We start from the raw sequence: 20,239 nt of genomic DNA, 5'->3' as shown, positions 1-20,239 counted from the left end.
GACGCCTTATGCTGACTACTGCGAGGAATGATTAATCCCAGTTTGGCGCCAGACCTTCTGGGCTAACCAGACGGCCGTTGCACTCCAGTGCGGCAATCTGCGCCATATCTTCGTCGGTCAGCGTCAGTTGCTGCGCCAACAGGTTGCTCGCCAGGTTTTCACGCTTGGTCGAAGAAGGAATAACCGCATAACCCAGCTTCAATGCCCAAGCCAGGACAACCTGTGCTGGGGTCGCATTGTGACGAGCAGCAATGCTTTTGATCGTTTCGTCCTGCAGCGCTTTGCCGTAGGCCAACGTCATGTAAGAGGTGATGGCGATGCCGTGCTGCTGCGCAAATTCTACCACTTTGCGGTTCTGCAAGAACGGTGACAGCTCGATTTGGTTGGTGGCGATTTCATCGGCGCCAATCGCGTCAATCGCTTGCTGCATCAAGTCGATGGTGAAGTTAGATACGCCGATTTGGCGGGTCAGCCCCAGCTTTTTCGCTTCCAGCAGCTCAGCCATAAATTCGGCAACCGGCACTTCGTCGTTGGGTGACGGCCAGTGGATCAGCGTCAGATCAACGTAGGACGTTTGCAGTTTTTTCAGGCTTTCTTGCAGGCTTGGGATCAGCGCGCCTTTCGCCAGGTTTGCGATCCAAATCTTGGTGGTGATGAACAGGTCTTCACGTTTCACGCCGCTGGCAGCGATAGCCTGGCCAACAGCCGCTTCGTTTTCATAGATCTGTGCAGTATCAATAGTGCGATAGCCCAGCTCGAGTGCGGTGCTGACAGAATCGATAACAACCTGATCCTGAAGGCGGAAAGTACCTAAACCAAATGCAGGGATGCTCATAATGTTTTCTCTCATTAATGGGTAGATGTGGTATGAGGAGGATTATGGCAACTTTTTTAATGATCAAAAACGCCTGGTTCGGCATAAGACTTTTGATCTAAAGGCAACAATATGGGGAGTAAGGCGGTAAGGAAGGACAATTCCGGCCTGAAAATCGCAAAATATAGATATGAAAAAGCCCTGAGTCAGAGACTCAGGGCTTATCAATTAAGTGGCGGAACGGACGGGGCTCGAACCCGCGACCCCCTGCGTGACAGGCAGGTATTCTAACCAACTGAACTACCGCTCCACCGATTCTTTTACGTTGCATCTCTCGATGCCGGCAAATTCGCGCTTTGCGATTTGCGCATTACCAGTCGTCACACTGATAACGTTTATTTGATGCCTGGCAGTGTCCTACTCTCGCATGGGGAGACCCCACACTACCATCGGCGCTACGGCGTTTCACTTCTGAGTTCGGCATGGGGTCAGGTGGGACCACCGCGCTATTGCCGCCAGGCAAATTCTGTTTCATTCCAACCGCCTCACTCCCGTGAAGCCATCAGAACCAATCTCGGAACTTCGCTGAAAATCTCTCTAAAAACACCTTCGGTGTTGTAAGGTTAAGCCTCACGGATCATTAGTACTGGTTAGCTCAATGCATCGCTGCACTTACACACCCAGCCTATCAACGTCTTAGTCTTAAACGTTCCTTCAGGGGCCTTAAAGGCCCAGGGAAGACTCATCTTGAGGCAAGTTTCGCGCTTAGATGCTTTCAGCGCTTATCTTTTCCGCACTTAGCTACCGGGCAATGCCATTGGCATGACAACCCGAACACCAGTGGTGCGTTCACTCCGGTCCTCTCGTACTAGGAGCAACCCCTCTCAATCTTCCAACGCCCACGGCAGATAGGGACCGAACTGTCTCACGACGTTCTAAACCCAGCTCGCGTACCACTTTAAATGGCGAACAGCCATACCCTTGGGACCTACTTCAGCCCCAGGATGTGATGAGCCGACATCGAGGTGCCAAACACCGCCGTCGATATGAACTCTTGGGCGGTATCAGCCTGTTATCCCCGGAGTACCTTTTATCCGTTGAGCGATGGCCCTTCCATTCAGAACCACCGGATCACTAAGACCTACTTTCGTACCTGCTCGAGCCGTCACTCTCGCAGTCAAGCTAGCTTATGCCTTTGCACTAACCTCACGATGTCCGACCGTGATTAGCTAACCTTCGTGCTCCTCCGTTACTCTTTGGGAGGAGACCGCCCCAGTCAAACTACCCACCAGACACTGTCCTCACCCCAGATTATGGGGCCGAGTTAGAACATCAAACATTAAAGGGTGGTATTTCAAGGATGGCTCCACGCAGACTGGCGTCCACGCTTCAAAGCCTCCCACCTATCCTACACATCAAGGCTCAATGTTCAGTGTCAAGCTATAGTAAAGGTTCACGGGGTCTTTCCGTCTTGCCGCGGGTACACTGCATCTTCACAGCGAGTTCAATTTCACTGAGTCTCGGGTGGAGACAGCCTGGCCATCATTACGCCATTCGTGCAGGTCGGAACTTACCCGACAAGGAATTTCGCTACCTTAGGACCGTTATAGTTACGGCCGCCGTTTACTGGGGCTTCGATCAAGAGCTTCGCCTTGCGGCTGACCCCATCAATTAACCTTCCAGCACCGGGCAGGCGTCACACCGTATACGTCCACTTTCGTGTTTGCACAGTGCTGTGTTTTTATTAAACAGTTGCAGCCAGCTGGTATCTTCGACTGGCTTCAGCTCCATCCGCGAGGGACTTCACCTACATGCCAGCGTGCCTTCTCCCGAAGTTACGGCACCATTTTGCCTAGTTCCTTCACCCGAGTTCTCTCAAGCGCCTTGGTATTCTCTACCTGACCACCTGTGTCGGTTTGGGGTACGATTTGATGTTACCTGGAGCTTAGAGGCTTTTCCTGGAAGCAGGGCATCAACTACTTCTGCACCGTAGTGCATCGTCATCACGCCTCAGGGTTAGTATGCAACCGGATTTACCAGGTCACACCCCCTACACGCTTAAACCGGGACAACCGTCGCCCGGCTAGCCTAGCCTTCTCCGTCCCCCCTTCGCAGTAACACCAAGTACAGGAATATTAACCTGTTTCCCATCGACTACGCTTTTCAGCCTCGCCTTAGGGGTCGACTCACCCTGCCCCGATTAACGTTGGACAGGAACCCTTGGTCTTCCGGCGAGCGGGCTTTTCACCCGCTTTATCGTTACTTATGTCAGCATTCGCACTTCTGATACCTCCAGCAACCCTCACAGGCCACCTTCAACGGCTTACAGAACGCTCCCCTACCCAACAACGCCTAAGCGTCGCTGCCGCAGCTTCGGTGCATGGTTTAGCCCCGTTACATCTTCCGCGCAGGCCGACTCGACCAGTGAGCTATTACGCTTTCTTTAAATGATGGCTGCTTCTAAGCCAACATCCTGGCTGTCTATGCCTTCCCACATCGTTTCCCACTTAACCATGACTTTGGGACCTTAGCTGGCGGTCTGGGTTGTTTCCCTCTTCACGACGGACGTTAGCACCCGCCGTGTGTCTCCCGTGATAACATTCTTCGGTATTCGGAGTTTGCATCGGTTTGGTAAGCCGGGATGGCCCCCTAGCCGAAACAGTGCTCTACCCCCGAAGATGAGTTCACGAGGCGCTACCTAAATAGCTTTCGGGGAGAACCAGCTATCTCCCGGTTTGATTGGCCTTTCACCCCCAGCCACAAGTCATCCGCTAATTTTTCAACATTAGTCGGTTCGGTCCTCCAGTTAGTGTTACCCAACCTTCAACCTGCCCATGGCTAGATCACCGGGTTTCGGGTCTATACCTTGCAACTATTCGCCCAGTTAAGACTCGGTTTCCCTACGGCTCCCCTATACGGTTAACCTTGCTACAAAATATAAGTCGCTGACCCATTATACAAAAGGTACGCAGTCACACCACGAAGGTGCTCCCACTGCTTGTACGTACACGGTTTCAGGTTCTATTTCACTCCCCTCGCCGGGGTTCTTTTCGCCTTTCCCTCACGGTACTGGTTCACTATCGGTCAGTCAGGAGTATTTAGCCTTGGAGGATGGTCCCCCCATATTCAGACAGGATGTCACGTGTCCCGCCCTACTCATCGAACTCACGACCTGTGCATTTTAGTGTACGGGGCTATCACCCTTTGCTGCGCGACTTTCCAGACGCTTCCACTAACACACAAGCCGATTCAGGTTCTGGGCTCCTCCCCGTTCGCTCGCCGCTACTGGGGGAATCTCGGTTGATTTCTTTTCCTCGGGGTACTTAGATGTTTCAGTTCCCCCGGTTCGCCTCATGCCACTATGTATTCATGACATGATAGTGTGTCGAAACACACTGGGTTTCCCCATTCGGGTATCGCCGGTTATAACGGTTCATATCACCTTACCGACGCTTTTCGCAGATTAGCACGCCCTTCATCGCCTCTGACTGCCTAGGCATCCACCGTGTACGCTTAGTCACTTAACCTCACAACCCGAAGATGTTTCCATCGTTCGTGCTGCAAACATTTGAGAGACTCTATGACAGGTTACTCTTCATCCCAGTACATCTACGGAGGGATAAATTTCAGCCGTCATGTTTCAATTTTCAGCTTGTTCCAGATTGTTAAAGAGCAATATCTTAAACATGACTCGCAAGTCATCTTTAAGATTTTTTCGGTTATCGCTAACCGGTGATAATGTCTTTCACTCATTATCGGAATGGCGTCCCCAAGGGGATTCGAACCCCTGTTACAGCCGTGAAAGGGCAGTGTCCTAGGCCTCTAGACGATGGGGACCCGAAATTGGCTTATCGAATCACCGATTCGATAATTTCGGGTAAAGGTGAGATTTTTCGTGAAAAATCGAGCGCCATTGTCGTTTGTCACTGCACTGGACAGTCACAAATCTCCCGGCACTTACCTATACCACAAGGTTTTGTTTGCTCATTACTTTTTCATCAGACAATCTGTGTGAGCACGCCACTCGAAGCAATATCTTTAGGTAAGGAGGTGATCCAACCGCAGGTTCCCCTACGGTTACCTTGTTACGACTTCACCCCAGTCATGAATCACAAAGTGGTAAGCGCCCTCCCGAAGGTTAAGCTACCTACTTCTTTTGCAACCCACTCCCATGGTGTGACGGGCGGTGTGTACAAGGCCCGGGAACGTATTCACCGTAGCATTCTGATCTACGATTACTAGCGATTCCGACTTCATGGAGTCGAGTTGCAGACTCCAATCCGGACTACGACATACTTTATGAGGTCCGCTTGCTCTCGCGAGGTCGCTTCTCTTTGTATATGCCATTGTAGCACGTGTGTAGCCCTACTCGTAAGGGCCATGATGACTTGACGTCATCCCCACCTTCCTCCAGTTTATCACTGGCAGTCTCCTTTGAGTTCCCGGCCGAACCGCTGGCAACAAAGGATAAGGGTTGCGCTCGTTGCGGGACTTAACCCAACATTTCACAACACGAGCTGACGACAGCCATGCAGCACCTGTCTCAGAGTTCCCGAAGGCACCAAAGCATCTCTGCTAAGTTCTCTGGATGTCAAGAGTAGGTAAGGTTCTTCGCGTTGCATCGAATTAAACCACATGCTCCACCGCTTGTGCGGGCCCCCGTCAATTCATTTGAGTTTTAACCTTGCGGCCGTACTCCCCAGGCGGTCGATTTAACGCGTTAGCTCCGGAAGCCACGCCTCAAGGGCACAACCTCCAAATCGACATCGTTTACAGCGTGGACTACCAGGGTATCTAATCCTGTTTGCTCCCCACGCTTTCGCACCTGAGCGTCAGTCTTCGTCCAGGGGGCCGCCTTCGCCACCGGTATTCCTCCAGATCTCTACGCATTTCACCGCTACACCTGGAATTCTACCCCCCTCTACGAGACTCTAGCTTGCCAGTTTCAAATGCAGTTCCCAGGTTGAGCCCGGGGATTTCACATCTGACTTAACAAACCGCCTGCGTGCGCTTTACGCCCAGTAATTCCGATTAACGCTTGCACCCTCCGTATTACCGCGGCTGCTGGCACGGAGTTAGCCGGTGCTTCTTCTGCGAGTAACGTCAATTGATGAACGTATTAAGTTCACCACCTTCCTCCTCGCTGAAAGTGCTTTACAACCCGAAGGCCTTCTTCACACACGCGGCATGGCTGCATCAGGCTTGCGCCCATTGTGCAATATTCCCCACTGCTGCCTCCCGTAGGAGTCTGGACCGTGTCTCAGTTCCAGTGTGGCTGGTCATCCTCTCAGACCAGCTAGGGATCGTCGCCTAGGTGAGCCATTACCCCACCTACTAGCTAATCCCATCTGGGCACATCTGATGGCAAGAGGCCCGAAGGTCCCCCTCTTTGGTCTTGCGACGTTATGCGGTATTAGCTACCGTTTCCAGTAGTTATCCCCCTCCATCAGGCAGTTTCCCAGACATTACTCACCCGTCCGCCGCTCGTCACCCAGGGAGCAAGCTCCCCTGTGCTACCGCTCGACTTGCATGTGTTAAGCCTGCCGCCAGCGTTCAATCTGAGCCATGATCAAACTCTTCAATTAAAAGCTTGATTTGCTTCCACTCGAGAAGCGATGCTCAAAGATTTACTGCATGAATTTTACTTCAGTTAGTCACTCTTCAAGACTTGATATTTTTTTGCATCCGAAGATGCTGGATATCGTCTTGTGGAGTGCCCACACAGATTGTCTGATAAATTGTTAAAGAGCAGTGCCGAGAAACTCATCGGCGCGGGCTGCGTATATTACGCTTTTCGCCCTGAGAGTCAAGCGTTTATTTCGCTTTCTTCTCGCTGACCCGGCGGCTTGTCAGTCGTTGTTCCCGGTCAGTGGAGGCGCATTATAGGGAGTTCTCGGCGGGCCGCAACCCCTAAATGCAAAAAACTTTTCAAGCGTTCAAATAATCACCAAAAACGCCTTTTTAGGATGTTTATTAGTCAGAAAATACCGGTTTTAGCACAGTAATAGCGGCAAACCCTGTAAACAGGGACAAACGAAGGTAAAGAAAAGGGAGCGGCCACCCGCTCCCTTTCATCTTTATTACGCTTAATTGCCGTTATTGGCGTGCAACGATATGGTCGTTTTCCACATCCAGCGTTACCAGCTTGCCGGGGATCAGCTTGCCAGACAGGATTTGCTGCGCCAGCGGGTTCTCGATCTCCTGCTGAATAGCACGCTTCAACGGACGCGCACCATACACAGGGTCGTAACCGGTTTTGCTCAACAGAGCCAGGGCCGGTTCGGTCATGGTCACTTCGTAACCGCGCTCTTCCAAACGCTTATACAGACGCGACAGCTGAATCTTGGCGATCGCGGCAATGTGTTTCTCGCCCAGCGGGTGGAACACCACCACTTCGTCGATACGGTTGATGAACTCCGGACGGAAGTGGTGACTCACCATCTCCATCACCGACTCTTTCATCTGCGCGTAGTTCATCTGACCGAAATGCTCCTGGATCAGATCGGACCCCAGGTTGGACGTCATGATCACCACAGTATTGCGGAAATCGACGGTACGGCCTTGACCATCGGTCAGGCGGCCGTCATCCAACACCTGCAACAGAATATTGAACACGTCCGGATGCGCTTTCTCGACTTCATCCAGCAGAATCACCGAATAAGGCCGGCGACGTACGGCTTCCGTCAGGTAGCCGCCCTCTTCATAACCGACATAACCTGGAGGCGCACCGACCAGACGCGACACGGAGTGTTTCTCCATAAACTCGGACATATCGATACGCACCATAGCGTCGTCGCTGTCGAACAGGAACGAAGCCAGTGCCTTGCAGAGCTCGGTTTTCCCCACCCCGGTCGGGCCGAGGAACAGGAACGAACCGATCGGCCGATTAGGATCGGACAGCCCCGCACGGCTGCGGCGGATCGCATTGGAGACCGCGCTGACCGCTTCGTCTTGGCCAATCACTCGCGAATGCAGTTCTTGCTCCAGGCGCAGCAGCTTGTCGCGCTCACCTTCCAGCATTCTGGCCACCGGGATCCCGGTGGCACGCGCCAGCACTTCAGCAATCTCCGCATCGGTCACCCGGTTACGCAACAGCTTCATGCTCTTGCCTTCGGCCTGCGTAGCGGCGGCGAGCTGTTTCTCCAGCTCAGGGATCTTGCCGTACTGCAGTTCCGACATCCGCCCCAGATCGCCGACGCGGCGCGCCTGCTCCAGGGTGATTTTGGCCTGCTCGAGTTCAGCCTTGATGTTCTGGGTGCCGGAGAGCGACGCTTTTTCCGCCTTCCACTCTTCTTCCAGCTCAGAATATTCGCGCTCTTTCTGCCCCAGCTCATCGCTGAGCATGTCCAGGCGTTTCTTGCTGGCGTCGTCAGACTCTTTATTCAGCGCCTGCTGTTCCAGCTTCAATTGGATGATGCGGCGCTCAAGCCTGTCGAGCGACTCCGGCTTAGAGTCCATCTGCATGCGAATGCTGGACGCCGCTTCGTCGATAAGGTCAATAGCCTTGTCCGGCAATTGACGATCGGCGATATAGCGGTGCGAAAGCGTTGCCGCCGCCACGATGGCCGGGTCGGTGATTTGCACGTGGTGGTGCAGTTCATAACGCTCTTTCAGGCCGCGCAGGATAGCGATGGTGTCTTCCACGCTCGGCTCCGCCACATACACTTTCTGGAAACGACGTTCGAGCGCCGCATCCTTCTCTATATATTGACGATACTCGTCGAGCGTAGTCGCGCCAACGCAGTGCAGCTCGCCGCGCGCCAGCGCCGGCTTCAGCATGTTGCCTGCATCCATCGCGCCATCCGCCTTACCGGCGCCGACCATGGTGTGCAATTCGTCGATAAACAGGATAACGCTGCCTTCCTGCTTGGCCAGATCGTTGAGCACGCCTTTCAGACGCTCTTCAAACTCGCCGCGATATTTGGCCCCGGCGATCAAGGCGCCCATATCGAGGGACAATACGCGCTTGTGCTTCAGCCCTTCCGGCACTTCGCCGTTGATGATGCGCTGCGCCAGGCCTTCGACGATGGCGGTTTTACCCACGCCAGGCTCGCCGATCAGCACCGGGTTGTTTTTGGTACGACGTTGCAGCACCTGGATGGTGCGGCGGATCTCTTCGTCACGGCCGATCACCGGATCAAGCTTGCCCTGCTCGGCGCGCTCGGTCAGATCGATCGTGTATTTCTTCAATGCTTGCCGTTGGTCTTCGGCGCCTTGATCTTCCACGCTGTCACCGCCTCTCATTTGTTCAATGGCTTTGCTGATTTTGTCGGCCGTCGCGCCGGCCGCTTTCAACAAGTCGGTCAACGAGCCGCGGTCTTCCAGCACCGCAAGCACAAACAGCTCGGAAGAAATGAATTTGTCCGCGCGCTTCTGCGCCAGCTTGTCGCACAGGTTCAGGACGCGCACCAGCTCGTGGGACGGTTGAACGTCGCCACCGGTGCCTTCTACCTGCGGTAAACGGGACAGTGCCTGTTCGATTTCGGTGCGCACACGCCCGGCATCGATACCTGCGGAAGTTAATAGTGGACGAACCGTGCCCCCTTCCTGATTGAGCAGGGCGCTCATCAGATGTAGCGGTTCAATAAACTGGTTGTCGTGCCCAAGGGCTAGTGACTGGGCATCGGCGAGGGCAAGCTGGAATTTGTTGGTAAGACGATCCAGACGCATAACACCTCCAAGATGGGTCGAAATTGCTACTGGAGATTAAATGAGGTCATCCCTCAAATTTTCAAGGTTATCTCGACGCTAAATTTTCGGTACAACGCCATGCGTCGTTGGATCGTCCTAATTCAATAGGTTATATCAGCCAGATTAAACTTGCCAGACGTCCGGTTATTCCGTCGCGTCGATAGGAGAAAAAATGGCTCGTTTCGTTAACCGTGCAGCGATCGCCACCATAGATGGCCTGAACGCCTGCACGCAACAAGCGTTGGCGAGCCAGCAGGTAGATATTAGCCAAAAACTTATCGCCGTGCGGGGTAAATGCCGCTGCAGCTTCAGCATCTTCCGCCATGAAAGCGGCCCGCACCTCTGGCCCGACCTCAAACTGCTGCGGACCGATCGCCGGCCCCAGCCAGGCGCTAATCTGGCTCGGTGCGGCGCTGAACGCCGCCACGGTTTGCTCCAGCACGCCGTGGCACAATCCGCGCCAGCCGGCGTGGGCGGCAGCCACTTCGTCACCGTGCTGCGAGCAGAACAACACCGGCAGACAATCCGCCGTCATCACGGCACACACCTGCCCCGGCACATTGCTGTACACCGCATCCGCCCGCAAATCGGCAGGTGCTTTCCCCGTCAACGTCACCACGCGAGTGCCGTGCACCTGCTCGAGCCACACCGGCATCTGCGGCAAACCGGCGGCGATAACCAATCGTTCCCGATTGCGTGTCACCGCTTGCTCCTCGTCACCGACGTGGGTGCCGAGGTTCAGCGAGTCATAAGGCGGCAGGCTGACGCCGCCGCCGCGCGTGGTACTGCAAGCTTTAACGCCGGGAGGCAACGGCCAGTCAGGCAGAATGAGCGAGCTCATTACCAGTCCATCTGATCTTTGAATTCTTCGGTGTCCGCCTTCAGCGCGTTGATCAGATCAACCATGTCCTGCGGCAGCGGCGCATGCCACTCCATCTGGATGCCGCTGATCGGATGATACAAACGCAGCATGGTGGCGTGCAGCGCCTGACGGTCAAAGCCGCGCAGCGTGCTGATGAAGGCTTCCGAAGCACCTTTCGGCGGACGTGGACGGCCGCCGTACAGCGGATCGCCCACCAGCGGATGGCTGATATAGGCCATGTGCACGCGGATCTGGTGAGTACGGCCGGTTTCCAGGCGCAGGCGCAGGCGAGTATGCGCACGGAAGTGTTCCATGATGCGGTAGTGCGTTACCGCCGGCTTACCCATCGGGTGCACCGCCATGTGGGTACGCTTGGTGGAATGGCGCGCGATAGGCTCTTCTACCGTACCGCCGGCGGTCATGGTACCGATCGCCACCGCTTCGTATTCACGGGTGATTTCACGCGCCTGCAGCGCCTCCACCAGCCGGGTTTGCGCCGGCACGGTTTTCGCCACCACCATCAGGCCGGTGGTGTCTTTATCCAGACGGTGCACGATGCCGGCACGCGGCACGTCGGCAATTTCCGGGTAGTGATACAACAGCGCATTGAGCACCGTACCATCCGGGTTACCGGCGCCGGGATGCACCACCAAATCGCGCGGCTTGTTGATCACCAGGATGTCGCTGTCTTCATAGACAATATCCAGCGCGATATCCTGTGGCTCCCAACGCGCCTCTTCTTCAATCTGTGCATCGATGGCGACTGTCTCTCCGCCCAGCACCTTCTCTTTCGGTTTGTTTGACGTTTTGCCATTGACCTTCACCCGATCGCCCAGGATCCACTCTTTTATGCGAGATCGTGAATAATCAGGGAACAATTCGGCCAAAGCCTGATCTAAACGTTGTCCGAGTTGAGATTCGGCCACCGTTGCGGTGAGTTGTACTTGTTGTGCCATATGCAGCTTCTTCGTTAACGTTGGGTTTTCACGGCGATGCCGTTTAATATAATGTGCTATTGTACCTGGTCTTTGTCGGGAGCTTAACGGACAGTCTCCCGGAATAACACCCTGAGGATAATCAAAACGTCATGACGCGTATGAAATATCTGGTGGCGGCAGCCACGTTGAGCCTGGCGCTGGCAGGTTGCTCCACATCCAAGGATGCGGTTCCCGACAACCCACCTTCGGAAATCTATGCTACCGCGCAGCAAAAACTGCAGGACGGTAACTTCAAGGGCGCGATTACGCAACTCGAAGCGTTAGATAACCGCTATCCTTTCGGGCCGTATTCCCAGCAGGTCCAGCTGGATTTGATTTACGCCTACTATAAGGCCGCCGACTTGCCGATGGCTCAGGCATCCATCGATCGCTTCATGCGTCTGAACCCGACGCACCCGAACATCGATTACGTGATGTACATGCGCGGCCTGACCGACATGGCGCTCGATGACAGCGCGCTGCAGGGCTTCTTCGGGGTTGACCGTTCTGACCGCGATCCTCAGCACGCTCGCGCTGCGTTCCGCGACTTCAGCCAGTTGATTCAGCAATACCCGAACAGCCAATACGCGACCGACGCCAACAAGCGTTTGGTGTATTTGAAAGACCGCTTGGCCAAGTATGAGCTTTCGGTGGCGGAATACTACACTAAACGCGGTGCTTACGTCGCGGTCGTTAATCGCGCCGAACAGATGTTGCGTGAATTCCCGGATACCAAAGCGACGCACGACGTGTTGCCGCTGATGGAAAATGCCTACAAGCAGCTGCAGCTGAACGGCCAGGCTGACAAAGTGGCCAAAGTGATCGCCGCCAACCCGCAATAAGCGCGCGTCGGTAACGGCAGAAAAACAAAACGGCAGCCTCGGCTGCCGTTTTCATTGTAAGCCTTAAACCACCTCCTAAGGAGGTGGTGATTGAACCTGTGAGGCTCTAGCCTGAAGGAAACCCATGCCGGAATATTCCAGCTTACTCACCACAAGTAAGAAGGAAATCACCAACATGGGTTTATACAGGAGTTCATCACATGTGTTCTGGCGTTGCAAATACCACCTGGTTTGGACGCCGAAGTATCGATTTAAAATCCTCCGCGACAAGGTGGGCAAAGAGCTCTACCGAACAATTTATATCCTCTGCAACATGAAGGACTGTGAAGTTCTTGAGCTAAATATTCAGCCAGATCATGTGCATCTGGTCGTGATAGTCCCCCCGAAGCTATCGATTTCGACGTTGATGGGCGTCCTGAAAGGACGCAGTGCAATCCGGCTTTACAATCGTTTCCCACATATACGAAAGAAGTTGTGGGGCAATCATTTTTGGGCAAGGGGATACTTTGTCGATACGGTAGGAGTAAACGAAGAAATCATCAGGCGATACGTGAAGTATCAGGATAAGAAGGACCAAGAGATCGAACAGCAGATGGAGTTGTTGCAGGATTAACTCGAAAATTGCCCCCTTTTAGGGGGCGTCATGTAAAGCCACCTCCTCAGGAGGTGGTCTTTTACTGGCGTCGACCGGGTTTTCACTGGAAAAATACACAAGTAAAAACACGGTGTTAGCTAGCGCTCCTCACCGGTCAACTCATCGATAATGCGCCATCCGGCGGCAACTCTCAAGCATTAGATAGCCAATTCAAATGCTGAATCACAGATTGAACTAACTTTGCAAAAAGTGACAAAAAATCGTGATTTACATCACGCATTTAAACAAAAAGCGGGGTATGCTGGGTTCACCAAGACGGAAAGACAGAGAGGTAAGTTATATGACATTGAACATTACCAGCAAACAAATGGATATCACTCCCGCAATCCGCAATCACGTCGAAGACCGTCTCACCAAACTGGAAAAATGGCAGACCCAGCTGATAAACCCACATATCGTCTTATCTAAAGAACCGCAGGGGTTTGTCGCCGACGCTACCATTACCACGCCTAACGGCCCGCTGGTCGCCAGCGCCAAACATGATGACATGTACACCGCCGTTAATGAGCTGATCGCCAAGCTGGAACGCCAGTTGAACAAGGTGCAGCATAAAGGCGAAGCGCGCCGCTGCAATGCCAGCGTGAAAGACATCGTGCCGGAAGTCACGCAAGAGCAGGAATAACCGTCCGACAGCGATTGCCGCATCAAACGCGCCCGAGGGCGCGTTTTTTGTCGGGTATTTTTGTTGACGGGGTAAAAGCCAGCGGTTACTTTAAAACCTGTTCGCATTAACCTTAGGTAGACCATGCCACGCACACCGTTTTTCTTCGCATTCTTTTTTACCTTCCCCTGACTGGGAGGCGTTTCGTCGTGTAAGAAAGAATGCGAAGACGAACAACAAAGCCTCCTGGAAACAGGAGGCTTTTTTTATGGCTGTTTTACAACGAATAAGAACTGAAGGCGGAAGCTGATTATGACTGACAACCCGTTATTGGTGCTGCGCGAGCGCATCAGCGCACTGGACTTGAAACTGTTGGCCCTGCTGGCGGAACGCCGTGAGCTGGCGATCGAAGTCGGCAAGACCAAGCTGCACTCTCATCGCCCGATCCGCGATAAAGAGCGCGAGCGCGATCTGCTGGATGCGCTGATCGCCGCCGCCAAGCCTTACGACCTGGACGGCTTTTACGTCACCCGCCTGTTTCAACTGATCATCGAAGATTCCGTCCTGACCCAGCAGGCGTTGCTACAGCACCAGCTCAACCCCGTCAGCCAACATTCCGCCCGCATCGCCTTCCTCGGCCCAAAAGGCTCTTACTCACATCTGGCAGCACGCCAATACGCTGCCCGCCACTTCGATCAGCTGATCGAATGCGGCTGCCAGAAGTTTCAGGATATCTTCACCCAGGTGGAAACCGGCCAGGCGGACTATGCGATTCTGCCTATCGAGAACACCAGCTCCGGGTCGATTAACGAGGTGTACGATCTGCTGCAGCACACCAGCCTGTCGATCGTCGGCGAACTGACCAACCCGATCAACCACTGCGTTCTGATTGCCGGCGACAGCGATCTGAGCCAGATTGAAACCGTCTACAGCCACCCGCAACCGTTCCAGCAGTGCAGTCAGTTCCTGAACCGCTTCCCACACTGGAAAATCGAATACACTGAAAGCACAGCGGCCGCGATGGAGAAAGTCGCCAAGCTGAATTCGCCGAAGGTGGCTGCTCTGGGCAGCGAAGCCGGCGGCGCACTGTATGGGCTGCAGGTGCTGGAACACAACCTCGCCAACCAGCAGCAGAACATCACCCGTTTTATCGTCCTGGCGCGCAAAGCGATCGACGTCTCCGAACAGGTGCCGGCCAAAACCACGCTGATCATGGCGACCGGCCAACAATCCGGCGCACTGGTCGAAGCGCTGCTGGTACTGCGCGACAACGGCATCATCATGACCAAGCTGGAGTCACGCCCGATCAACGGCAATCCGTGGGAAGAGATGTTTTATATCGATGTGCAGGCCAACCTACGCGCCGAGGCGATGCAAAAAGCGCTGCGCGATCTGACGCCAATCACCCGCTCGCTGAAGGTGCTGGGCTGTTACCCGAGCGACACCGTGGTGCCGGTCAACCCATCCTGAAACCATAAAAAAGGGTTCGGCTTGGCCGAACCCTTTACGTTTACTGCCCGCGTTTCACTGCCGGCTGTCGTTAGCCTGCCGCAACAGCGTGCGGCTCTCCACCAGAAAGCGCTGGGCGTAATCGCCGAACCAATGCTCTACCTTGCGGAAGCTATCGATAAACGCCTGTTTGTCGCCATGCTCCAACAGCTTGATCGCCTCGCCGAAGCGCTGGTAGTAACGCTTAATCAGCGCCACGTTTTCTTCCGACGACATGATGATGTCAGCGTACAGCTGCGGATCCTGCGCGAACAGGCGGCCAACCATCGCCAGCTCCAGCCGGTAGATCGGCGAGGAGAGCGCCAGCAGCTGCTCCAGTTGCACGTTCTCTTCCGCCAGGTGCAGCCCGTAGGCGAAGGTGGCGAAGTGCCGCAGCGCCTGAATAAACGCCATATTCTGATCGTGTTCGACCGCGCTGATACGATGCAGCCGCGCCCCCCACACCTGCAGCTGTTCAAGCAGCCATTGGTAAGCCTCCGGTTGGCGGCCATCGCAGTAAACCACCACCTGCTTCGCCACGCTGCCCACGTCCGGACCAAACATCGGATGCAACCCCACCACCGGGCCGCTGTGCGCCGCCAACATCGCATGCAGCGGACGATTCTTCACCGACGCCAAATCCACCAGAATACAGTCGTCAGGCAACGGCGGCAGGCGGCTTATCACCTGCTCGGTCACGTGGATCGGCACGCTGACGATCACCATACCGGCATCCGCCAACAGCTGTTCCGCCTGCGGCCAATCTTCCTGATCCAATACCCTGACCTGATAACCCGACAGCGTCAGCAGACGGTTGAACAGCCGGCCCATCTGGCCGTTGCCGCCGATGATGACGATCGGCCGCAGCTGCGGGCACAGAGTTTTAAAACCTTTATCGTTCTCGCTGACGTACGATTCGCGCATCACACGGCGCAAGACGTCCTCGATCAAATCCGGCGGCACGCCGAGGTTTTCCGCCTCCTGGCGGCGCGAGGCCAGCATCGCCGCCTCGCGCTCCGGCACATAAACCGGTAAACCGTGGCGGCTTTTCACCTCCCCCACTTCCGCTACCAGATGCAGGCGTTTCGCCAGCAGATCCAGCAACGCTTTGTCCACCTCGTCGATTTGATCGCGCAGCGCGGTCAGTTCTGCCACCATAACTTACTTTTCTCCCGTGCGTGCCTTCAGCGCAGCGCCGAGTTCCTGATGCATGTGGCGCAGCAGCGTTTCCGTCCTCTCCCAGTCGATGCAGGCGTCGGTGACGGATACGCCGTAACGCATGTCAGCACGCGGCTGTTCGGAAGACTGATTGCCCTCATGCAGATGGCTCTCCAGCATAATGCCGGTAATCGAGCGGTTACCCGCTTTAATCTGCTCCACCACGGACTCGGCCACCGCCGGCTGACGGCGATAGTCTTTATTCGAGTTGCCATGGCTGCAATCTATCATCAAGGACGGATGGAGTCCCGCCTCGAGCATCTGTTTTTCACAGGCCGCAACGTGCTCGGCGCTGTAGTTCGGGGTTTTACCGCCGCGCAGGATCACGTGCCCGTCCGGATTGCCCTGAGTCTGCAGCAAGCAAACCTGGCCCGCCTGGTTGATGCCGACGAAGCGGTGCGGCATAGCGGCGGCGCGCATGGCATTGATGGCGGTACCCAGGCTGCCGTCGGTGCCGTTTTTGAACCCGACCGGCATCGACAGGCCAGAAGCCATTTCACGGTGGGTCTGCGATTCGGTGGTACGCGCACCGATCGCCGACCAGCTGAACAAGTCCCCCAGGTACTGCGGGCTGTTCGGATCCAACGCTTCGGTAGCCAACGGCAAGCCCATGCCCACCAGATCCAGCAACAGGCGACGCGCGATATGCAAGCCTGCTTCAACGTCAAACGAACCGTCCATGTACGGATCGTTGATCAAACCTTTCCAGCCGACAGTGGTTCTGGGTTTTTCAAAATAAACGCGCATAACGATATACAGCTGATCGCTCAAGTCAGCCGCCAGGGTTTTCAAACGACGGGCGTAGTCCAGTGCCGCATCCGGATCGTGGATCGAACAAGGCCCACACACGACCAACAGGCGATGATCGCGCCCCTGCAAAATGTTGGCGATGGTGTTACGCGCGGTGGCGATTTCATTTTCGTCGTCGGCGCTGAGCGGGAACTGGTTCTTCAGCTCCTCCGGCGTGATGAGAACCTGTTCTGCACTGATGTGTACGTTATTGAGCGCGTCTTTTTGCATGATGCTATTCCTGTCGTTTGGCGTTATGCGTTGAAATGGAACATTGAGCGTTTCAGGGCTCTACCCTATCACGATATGTAAAGTTTTCAATCCAATTTCCGTAAATAAAAAATTACCATAATTTCTCTTATGAGATAACATGCATAAACACATCAAGAAAATACAATAAAAACAAACAAATTCAATTAAATAATAAATTCACAAGCGCCTCAAAACGCACCTATTCGCCTTCCCGGCGAAAGCCCCAAATCGTAAACATATATGTACAACTTGTTTTACAATCAAGATACGCCGCCCGTCTCGGCGCCAACGAACGGGCAGGCGCGGATACCGTCAGACTCAGCACGAAATGCCGCCGAAAGCGATGAATTTCAGTAGAAGAAAAGCGAATAAATGAGGAATAAAAATTAAAAACTTAAGCTAATAGCGGCTATTTTTGTCGCTGAAATGAACCGATATAATGTGACCGTCATCAACAATAACCACCCTTAACAACTGGATCCAAGATGCTCTCTTCTCGCGCTCGTCGCGCTTTTCCGCTGTATATTTGCTGCTTAACGACTTTCACCAGTGTTTCAGCCTTTGCCGACAATACGCTTTTCACCGCGATGGACGATCCGGCCACCGCCAAGAAACCATTCGAAGGCAACGTGCAGGCGGGCTACAACGCCCAGTCAGGCAACTCGCAGAGCTCCACCCTGCTTGCCAACACCAACATGACCTGGTTCAACAGCGACGCGGCGTACAGCCTGTGGGGGGCGGCTAACAACACCACCTCCTCCAACGTGCGCTCGTCCGAAAAATACCAGGCCGGTGGCCGAACGCGCTATAACCTGACCGATCGCAACTACCTGTTCGGCCAGGCCAGCTGGCTGAGCGACCGTTTCAACGGTTACGACTCACGCTCCACGCTGACCGGCGGCTACGGCCGTCAACTCCTCAACGGGCCGCTTAGCGATCTGCGGGTGGAATTCGGTCCCGGCGTGCGCCATGACGAATACCATGGCGGCGGCCGCTCGACCAAAGGGTTGGCCTATGGCGCGGCCAACTATTCCTATCAGCTGACCGACAACACCAAGTTCATTCAGGGCGTTTCCGCACTGGCGAACGAAGAAACCACGCTGAACTCGGAAAGCGCGTTGAACGTGGCGATCAACGATCGCTTCTCGCTGCGCGTGGCTTACACCGTGACCTACAACAGCAAACCGCCGGCCTCGGCGCCGAAGAACACCGACACGACGACCTCAGTCACGCTGGTCTACGGCCTGTAATTTCCCCCCAATATTTCTCAAAGCCCATCATTGATGGGCTTTTTTTATGCCTGCCGCCCTCTTTTGCACAATCTGCTAAAAATATTCACCCCACCCATTGACGACTTTAGCAAATAGCTTAATACTGTATGCATATACAGTAATTATTATACAGCCTCGGAGCATGATGGATTTCGATAGAGAGTGGCCAGAAACGCATCGATAGCCGCCACAGCTCCCGAGAGACTGTAAACAAAGCGAGCATAAGCTATGGAGAAAATCACCTCATTCATCACCTACGCCATGGCGTTGTTTCTCGCCTGGCTCGGCAAGCTGTCACCGCAGGACATTGCCTTTCTAGTCGGTGCGGCGGTAGGCATCGGCACGTTTCTGGTGAACTGGTACTACCGACGTAAAAGCCTGCAGATCTTGAAGGCTATTGAACGCAATGCGGCATCACGGAGGAAAATTTACGATGAATGCAATCGTTAAGCACTGCAGCGTCGCCACCGTTTTGGCCATCGCCGTGCTATTGCCGTCATTTGGCGAGCTGCAAACCTCAGAAGCCGGCCTCAGGCTGATCGCCGATCTCGAAGGCTGCCGCCTGTCGCCTTACCAGTGTAGCGCCGGGGTGTGGACACAGGGCATTGGACACACTGCCGGCGTCATCCCAGACAAGATGATAGATGAACGCAAAGCCGCGGTGGATTTGGTAGACGATGTTCGCCGCACCGAACGCGGCATGGCCGCTTGCCTGCCGCATACGCTCTCGCAACAAACCTATGACGCAGTGATCGCCTTCGCCTTCAATGTGGGCGTCGGCGCAGCCTGCCACTCTACGCTGGTCGCGCTGCTGCAACAGCGCCAGTGGCGGCAGGCCTGCGATCAGTTACCACGCTGGATTTACGTAAACGGAAAGAAAAATAAGGGGCTGGAACAGCGACGCGCCATGGAACGCGCACTGTGCTTGCAGGGGATTGCCTCATCATGACGAGTTCGCTCGCCAAAGGGTGATGCCACAACAATTTCACTTAATTTGTTCAAGGGGGTTCTTATGATGCACTGTCCACTATGCGGTCACGTGGCCCACACTCGCTCCAGCCGCTATCTGAGCGAGTCGACCAAAGAGCGTTACCATCAATGCCGCAACATCAATTGCAGCTGCACGTTCGCCACGCACGAGTCCGTCGCGCGGGTGATCGTCAAACCTGGCGATGACATTATCCCGGCGCAGCCTCACCCGCCGGAGAGTCAGCATAAACAAAGCGCCGCGGCGCTATAATGCAAAAAGCCTGCTTATGCAGGCTTTATTATGTTGGCGGCGCGCAGACGAAATCTCGCAAATGTAACCAGTCGAGATTTAAGATAAAAAAAGGGGTTGGCATAATGCCAACCCCTGATAACTATTAACTTTTGGATGCAGCGTTAGCCAACGCGGTTCAGACGCTCTTTGATACGAGCAGCCTTACCAGTACGCTCACGCAGGTAGTACAGTTTAGCTTTACGAACGGCACCACGACGTTTCACAGCAATGCTGTCGATTACTGGGGAGTGAGTCTGGAATACGCGCTCAACACCTTCGCCGTTGGAAATCTTACGAACAGTGAATGCAGAGTGCAGACCGCGGTTACGGATAGCGATAACCACGCCCTCGAATGCCTGCAGACGTTTTTTGCTACCTTCAACGACCCATACCTTCACTTCCACGGAATCACCCGGACGGAATGCAGGTACGTCTTGTTTCATCTGCTCTTGTTCAAGTTGCTTAATAATGTTGCTCATAATATGTCTCTTACCCTAGGTAAACTGATATATCGGTCC

16 protein-coding genes, 2 tRNA genes, 3 rRNA genes and 1 other annotated feature are annotated in these 20,239 nt (G+C 54.5%); of the genes, 9 read left to right on the top strand and 12 right to left on the bottom strand.

The window, feature by feature from the left end; genetic code table 11:
* Positions 1-31: 31 nt before the first annotated feature.
* The 9 genes from dkgB to rluD form a co-directional block, all read right to left on the bottom strand.
* Positions 32-835, bottom strand: a complete 804-nt coding sequence (dkgB, locus tag ACSJLU_RS04295) for a 2,5-didehydrogluconate reductase DkgB (RefSeq protein ID WP_016929009.1) — start codon at positions 833-835, stop codon at positions 32-34.
* A 212-nt stretch (positions 836-1,047) separates the two neighbouring features.
* Positions 1,048-1,124: transfer RNA gene (locus ACSJLU_RS04290), tRNA-Asp, on the bottom strand.
* A gap of 94 nt (positions 1,125-1,218) precedes the next feature.
* Positions 1,219-1,334 (bottom strand): 5S ribosomal RNA (gene rrf / locus ACSJLU_RS04285).
* A gap of 99 nt (positions 1,335-1,433) precedes the next feature.
* Positions 1,434-4,341, bottom strand: a 23S ribosomal RNA gene (locus tag ACSJLU_RS04280).
* A gap of 234 nt (positions 4,342-4,575) precedes the next feature.
* Positions 4,576-4,651 (bottom strand) — tRNA-Glu (locus tag ACSJLU_RS04275).
* A 206-nt stretch (positions 4,652-4,857) separates the two neighbouring features.
* A 16S ribosomal RNA gene (locus ACSJLU_RS04270) occupies positions 4,858-6,399 on the bottom strand.
* Together the 16S, 23S and 5S rRNA genes with 2 tRNA genes alongside form the textbook arrangement of a ribosomal RNA operon.
* Positions 6,400-6,910: 511 nt before the next feature.
* Complete coding sequence (gene clpB, locus ACSJLU_RS04265) at positions 6,911-9,484, bottom strand: ATP-dependent chaperone ClpB (protein ID WP_025301647.1); 2,574 nt, start codon at positions 9,482-9,484, stop codon at positions 6,911-6,913.
* A 130-nt stretch (positions 9,485-9,614) separates the two neighbouring features.
* On the bottom strand, positions 9,615-10,346 hold the full coding sequence (gene yfiH / locus ACSJLU_RS04260; RefSeq protein WP_025301646.1) for a purine nucleoside phosphorylase YfiH: 732 nt from the start codon (positions 10,344-10,346) through the stop codon (positions 9,615-9,617).
* Positions 10,346-11,323, bottom strand: coding sequence for a 23S rRNA pseudouridine(1911/1915/1917) synthase RluD (gene rluD, locus ACSJLU_RS04255; RefSeq protein WP_025301645.1), 978 nt, complete (start codon positions 11,321-11,323; stop codon positions 10,346-10,348). The genes yfiH and rluD overlap by 1 nt, the downstream gene beginning before the upstream one ends.
* A 131-nt stretch (positions 11,324-11,454) precedes the next feature.
* Between rluD and bamD the strand changes: the two genes are divergently transcribed.
* The 5 genes from bamD to pheA all read left to right on the top strand — a co-directional run bounded on the left by bamD (position 11,455) and on the right by pheA (position 14,912).
* The gene (gene bamD, locus ACSJLU_RS04250) at positions 11,455-12,186 is read left to right on the top strand and encodes an outer membrane protein assembly factor BamD (RefSeq protein ID WP_004932456.1); all 732 of its coding nucleotides are present in this window, start codon (positions 11,455-11,457) and stop codon (positions 12,184-12,186) included.
* Between the two features lie 175 nt (positions 12,187-12,361).
* On the top strand, positions 12,362-12,799 hold the full coding sequence (gene tnpA, locus ACSJLU_RS04245) for an IS200/IS605 family transposase (protein WP_033633558.1): 438 nt from the start codon (positions 12,362-12,364) through the stop codon (positions 12,797-12,799).
* Positions 12,800-13,121: 322 nt separating this feature from the next.
* Complete coding sequence (raiA, locus tag ACSJLU_RS04240; RefSeq protein ID WP_004932457.1) at positions 13,122-13,463, top strand: ribosome-associated translation inhibitor RaiA; 342 nt, start codon at positions 13,122-13,124, stop codon at positions 13,461-13,463.
* A gap of 122 nt (positions 13,464-13,585) precedes the next feature.
* Positions 13,586-13,712: a sequence feature (Phe leader region), on the top strand.
* Positions 13,587-13,634 carry a hypothetical protein gene (locus tag ACSJLU_RS04235; protein ID WP_101428074.1) on the top strand — a complete coding sequence of 16 codons (48 nt, stop codon included), beginning with the start codon at positions 13,587-13,589 and terminating at the stop codon, positions 13,632-13,634. (Overlaps the previous feature by 48 nt.)
* A 42-nt stretch (positions 13,713-13,754) precedes the next feature.
* Complete coding sequence (pheA, locus tag ACSJLU_RS04230; RefSeq protein ID WP_025301644.1) at positions 13,755-14,912, top strand: bifunctional chorismate mutase/prephenate dehydratase; 1,158 nt, start codon at positions 13,755-13,757, stop codon at positions 14,910-14,912.
* Positions 14,913-14,966: 54 nt separating this feature from the next.
* On the opposite strand, the gene tyrA is transcribed toward pheA, so the two are convergent.
* Positions 14,967-16,088, bottom strand: coding sequence for a bifunctional chorismate mutase/prephenate dehydrogenase (gene tyrA, locus ACSJLU_RS04225; protein ID WP_016929015.1), 1,122 nt, complete (start codon positions 16,086-16,088; stop codon positions 14,967-14,969).
* A gap of 3 nt (positions 16,089-16,091) precedes the next feature.
* Complete coding sequence (locus ACSJLU_RS04220) at positions 16,092-17,168, bottom strand: 3-deoxy-7-phosphoheptulonate synthase (RefSeq protein WP_142591891.1); 1,077 nt, start codon at positions 17,166-17,168, stop codon at positions 16,092-16,094.
* A gap of 506 nt (positions 17,169-17,674) precedes the next feature.
* Here ACSJLU_RS04220 and ACSJLU_RS04215 point away from each other — a divergent pair.
* From ACSJLU_RS04215 to ACSJLU_RS04200, 4 genes are all read left to right on the top strand, one after another.
* Positions 17,675-18,439 (top strand): DUF481 domain-containing protein, encoded by a 765-nt coding sequence (locus ACSJLU_RS04215; RefSeq protein WP_025301642.1) that lies wholly within the window; start codon positions 17,675-17,677, stop codon positions 18,437-18,439.
* A 249-nt stretch (positions 18,440-18,688) separates the two neighbouring features.
* Positions 18,689-18,910: an HP1 family phage holin gene (locus tag ACSJLU_RS04210; RefSeq protein ID WP_025301641.1), complete on the top strand. Its 222-nt coding sequence runs from the start codon at positions 18,689-18,691 to the stop codon at positions 18,908-18,910.
* Positions 18,894-19,409: a lysozyme gene (locus ACSJLU_RS04205; RefSeq protein ID WP_025301640.1), complete on the top strand. Its 516-nt coding sequence runs from the start codon at positions 18,894-18,896 to the stop codon at positions 19,407-19,409. Before ACSJLU_RS04210 ends, ACSJLU_RS04205 begins: the two co-directional genes overlap by 17 nt.
* Before the next feature lie 63 nt (positions 19,410-19,472).
* Complete coding sequence (locus tag ACSJLU_RS04200) at positions 19,473-19,700, top strand: ogr/Delta-like zinc finger family protein (RefSeq protein WP_025301639.1); 228 nt, start codon at positions 19,473-19,475, stop codon at positions 19,698-19,700.
* Between the two features lie 143 nt (positions 19,701-19,843).
* Here ACSJLU_RS04200 and rplS read toward each other — a convergent pair whose 3' ends face one another.
* Positions 19,844-20,200 (bottom strand): 50S ribosomal protein L19, encoded by a 357-nt coding sequence (gene rplS / locus ACSJLU_RS04195; RefSeq protein WP_025301638.1) that lies wholly within the window; start codon positions 20,198-20,200, stop codon positions 19,844-19,846.
* Between the last annotated feature and the right edge of the window lie 39 nt (positions 20,201-20,239).

Origin of the sequence: Serratia bockelmannii (assembly GCF_051803255.1) — a bacterium.
In the GTDB taxonomy this organism is placed as follows: domain Bacteria; phylum Pseudomonadota; class Gammaproteobacteria; order Enterobacterales; family Enterobacteriaceae; genus Serratia; species Serratia bockelmannii.
The sequence above is the reverse complement of the archived record's forward strand: the minus strand, read 5'-3'. Positions and strand labels throughout refer to the sequence as shown.

Bases quoted from the DNA above. Each gene is read 5' to 3' on its own strand.
- dkgB (WP_016929009.1), bottom strand. From the start codon at position 835: ATGAGCATCCCTGCATTTGGTTTAGGTACTTTCCGCCTTCAGGATCAG.
- clpB (WP_025301647.1), bottom strand. From the start codon at position 9,484: ATGCGTCTGGATCGTCTTACCAACAAATTCCAGCTTGCCCTCGCCGAT.
- yfiH (WP_025301646.1), bottom strand. From the start codon at position 10,346: ATGAGCTCGCTCATTCTGCCTGACTGGCCGTTGCCTCCCGGCGTTAAA.
- rluD (WP_025301645.1), bottom strand. From the start codon at position 11,323: ATGGCACAACAAGTACAACTCACCGCAACGGTGGCCGAATCTCAACTC.
- bamD (WP_004932456.1), top strand. From the start codon at position 11,455: ATGACGCGTATGAAATATCTGGTGGCGGCAGCCACGTTGAGCCTGGCG.
- tnpA (WP_033633558.1), top strand. From the start codon at position 12,362: ATGGGTTTATACAGGAGTTCATCACATGTGTTCTGGCGTTGCAAATAC.
- raiA (WP_004932457.1), top strand. From the start codon at position 13,122: ATGACATTGAACATTACCAGCAAACAAATGGATATCACTCCCGCAATC.
- pheA (WP_025301644.1), top strand. From the start codon at position 13,755: ATGACTGACAACCCGTTATTGGTGCTGCGCGAGCGCATCAGCGCACTG.
- tyrA (WP_016929015.1), bottom strand. From the start codon at position 16,088: ATGGTGGCAGAACTGACCGCGCTGCGCGATCAAATCGACGAGGTGGAC.
- ACSJLU_RS04220 (WP_142591891.1), bottom strand. From the start codon at position 17,168: ATGCAAAAAGACGCGCTCAATAACGTACACATCAGTGCAGAACAGGTT.
- ACSJLU_RS04215 (WP_025301642.1), top strand. From the start codon at position 17,675: ATGCTCTCTTCTCGCGCTCGTCGCGCTTTTCCGCTGTATATTTGCTGC.
- ACSJLU_RS04210 (WP_025301641.1), top strand. From the start codon at position 18,689: ATGGAGAAAATCACCTCATTCATCACCTACGCCATGGCGTTGTTTCTC.
- ACSJLU_RS04205 (WP_025301640.1), top strand. From the start codon at position 18,894: ATGAATGCAATCGTTAAGCACTGCAGCGTCGCCACCGTTTTGGCCATC.
- ACSJLU_RS04200 (WP_025301639.1), top strand. From the start codon at position 19,473: ATGATGCACTGTCCACTATGCGGTCACGTGGCCCACACTCGCTCCAGC.
- rplS (WP_025301638.1), bottom strand. From the start codon at position 20,200: ATGAGCAACATTATTAAGCAACTTGAACAAGAGCAGATGAAACAAGAC.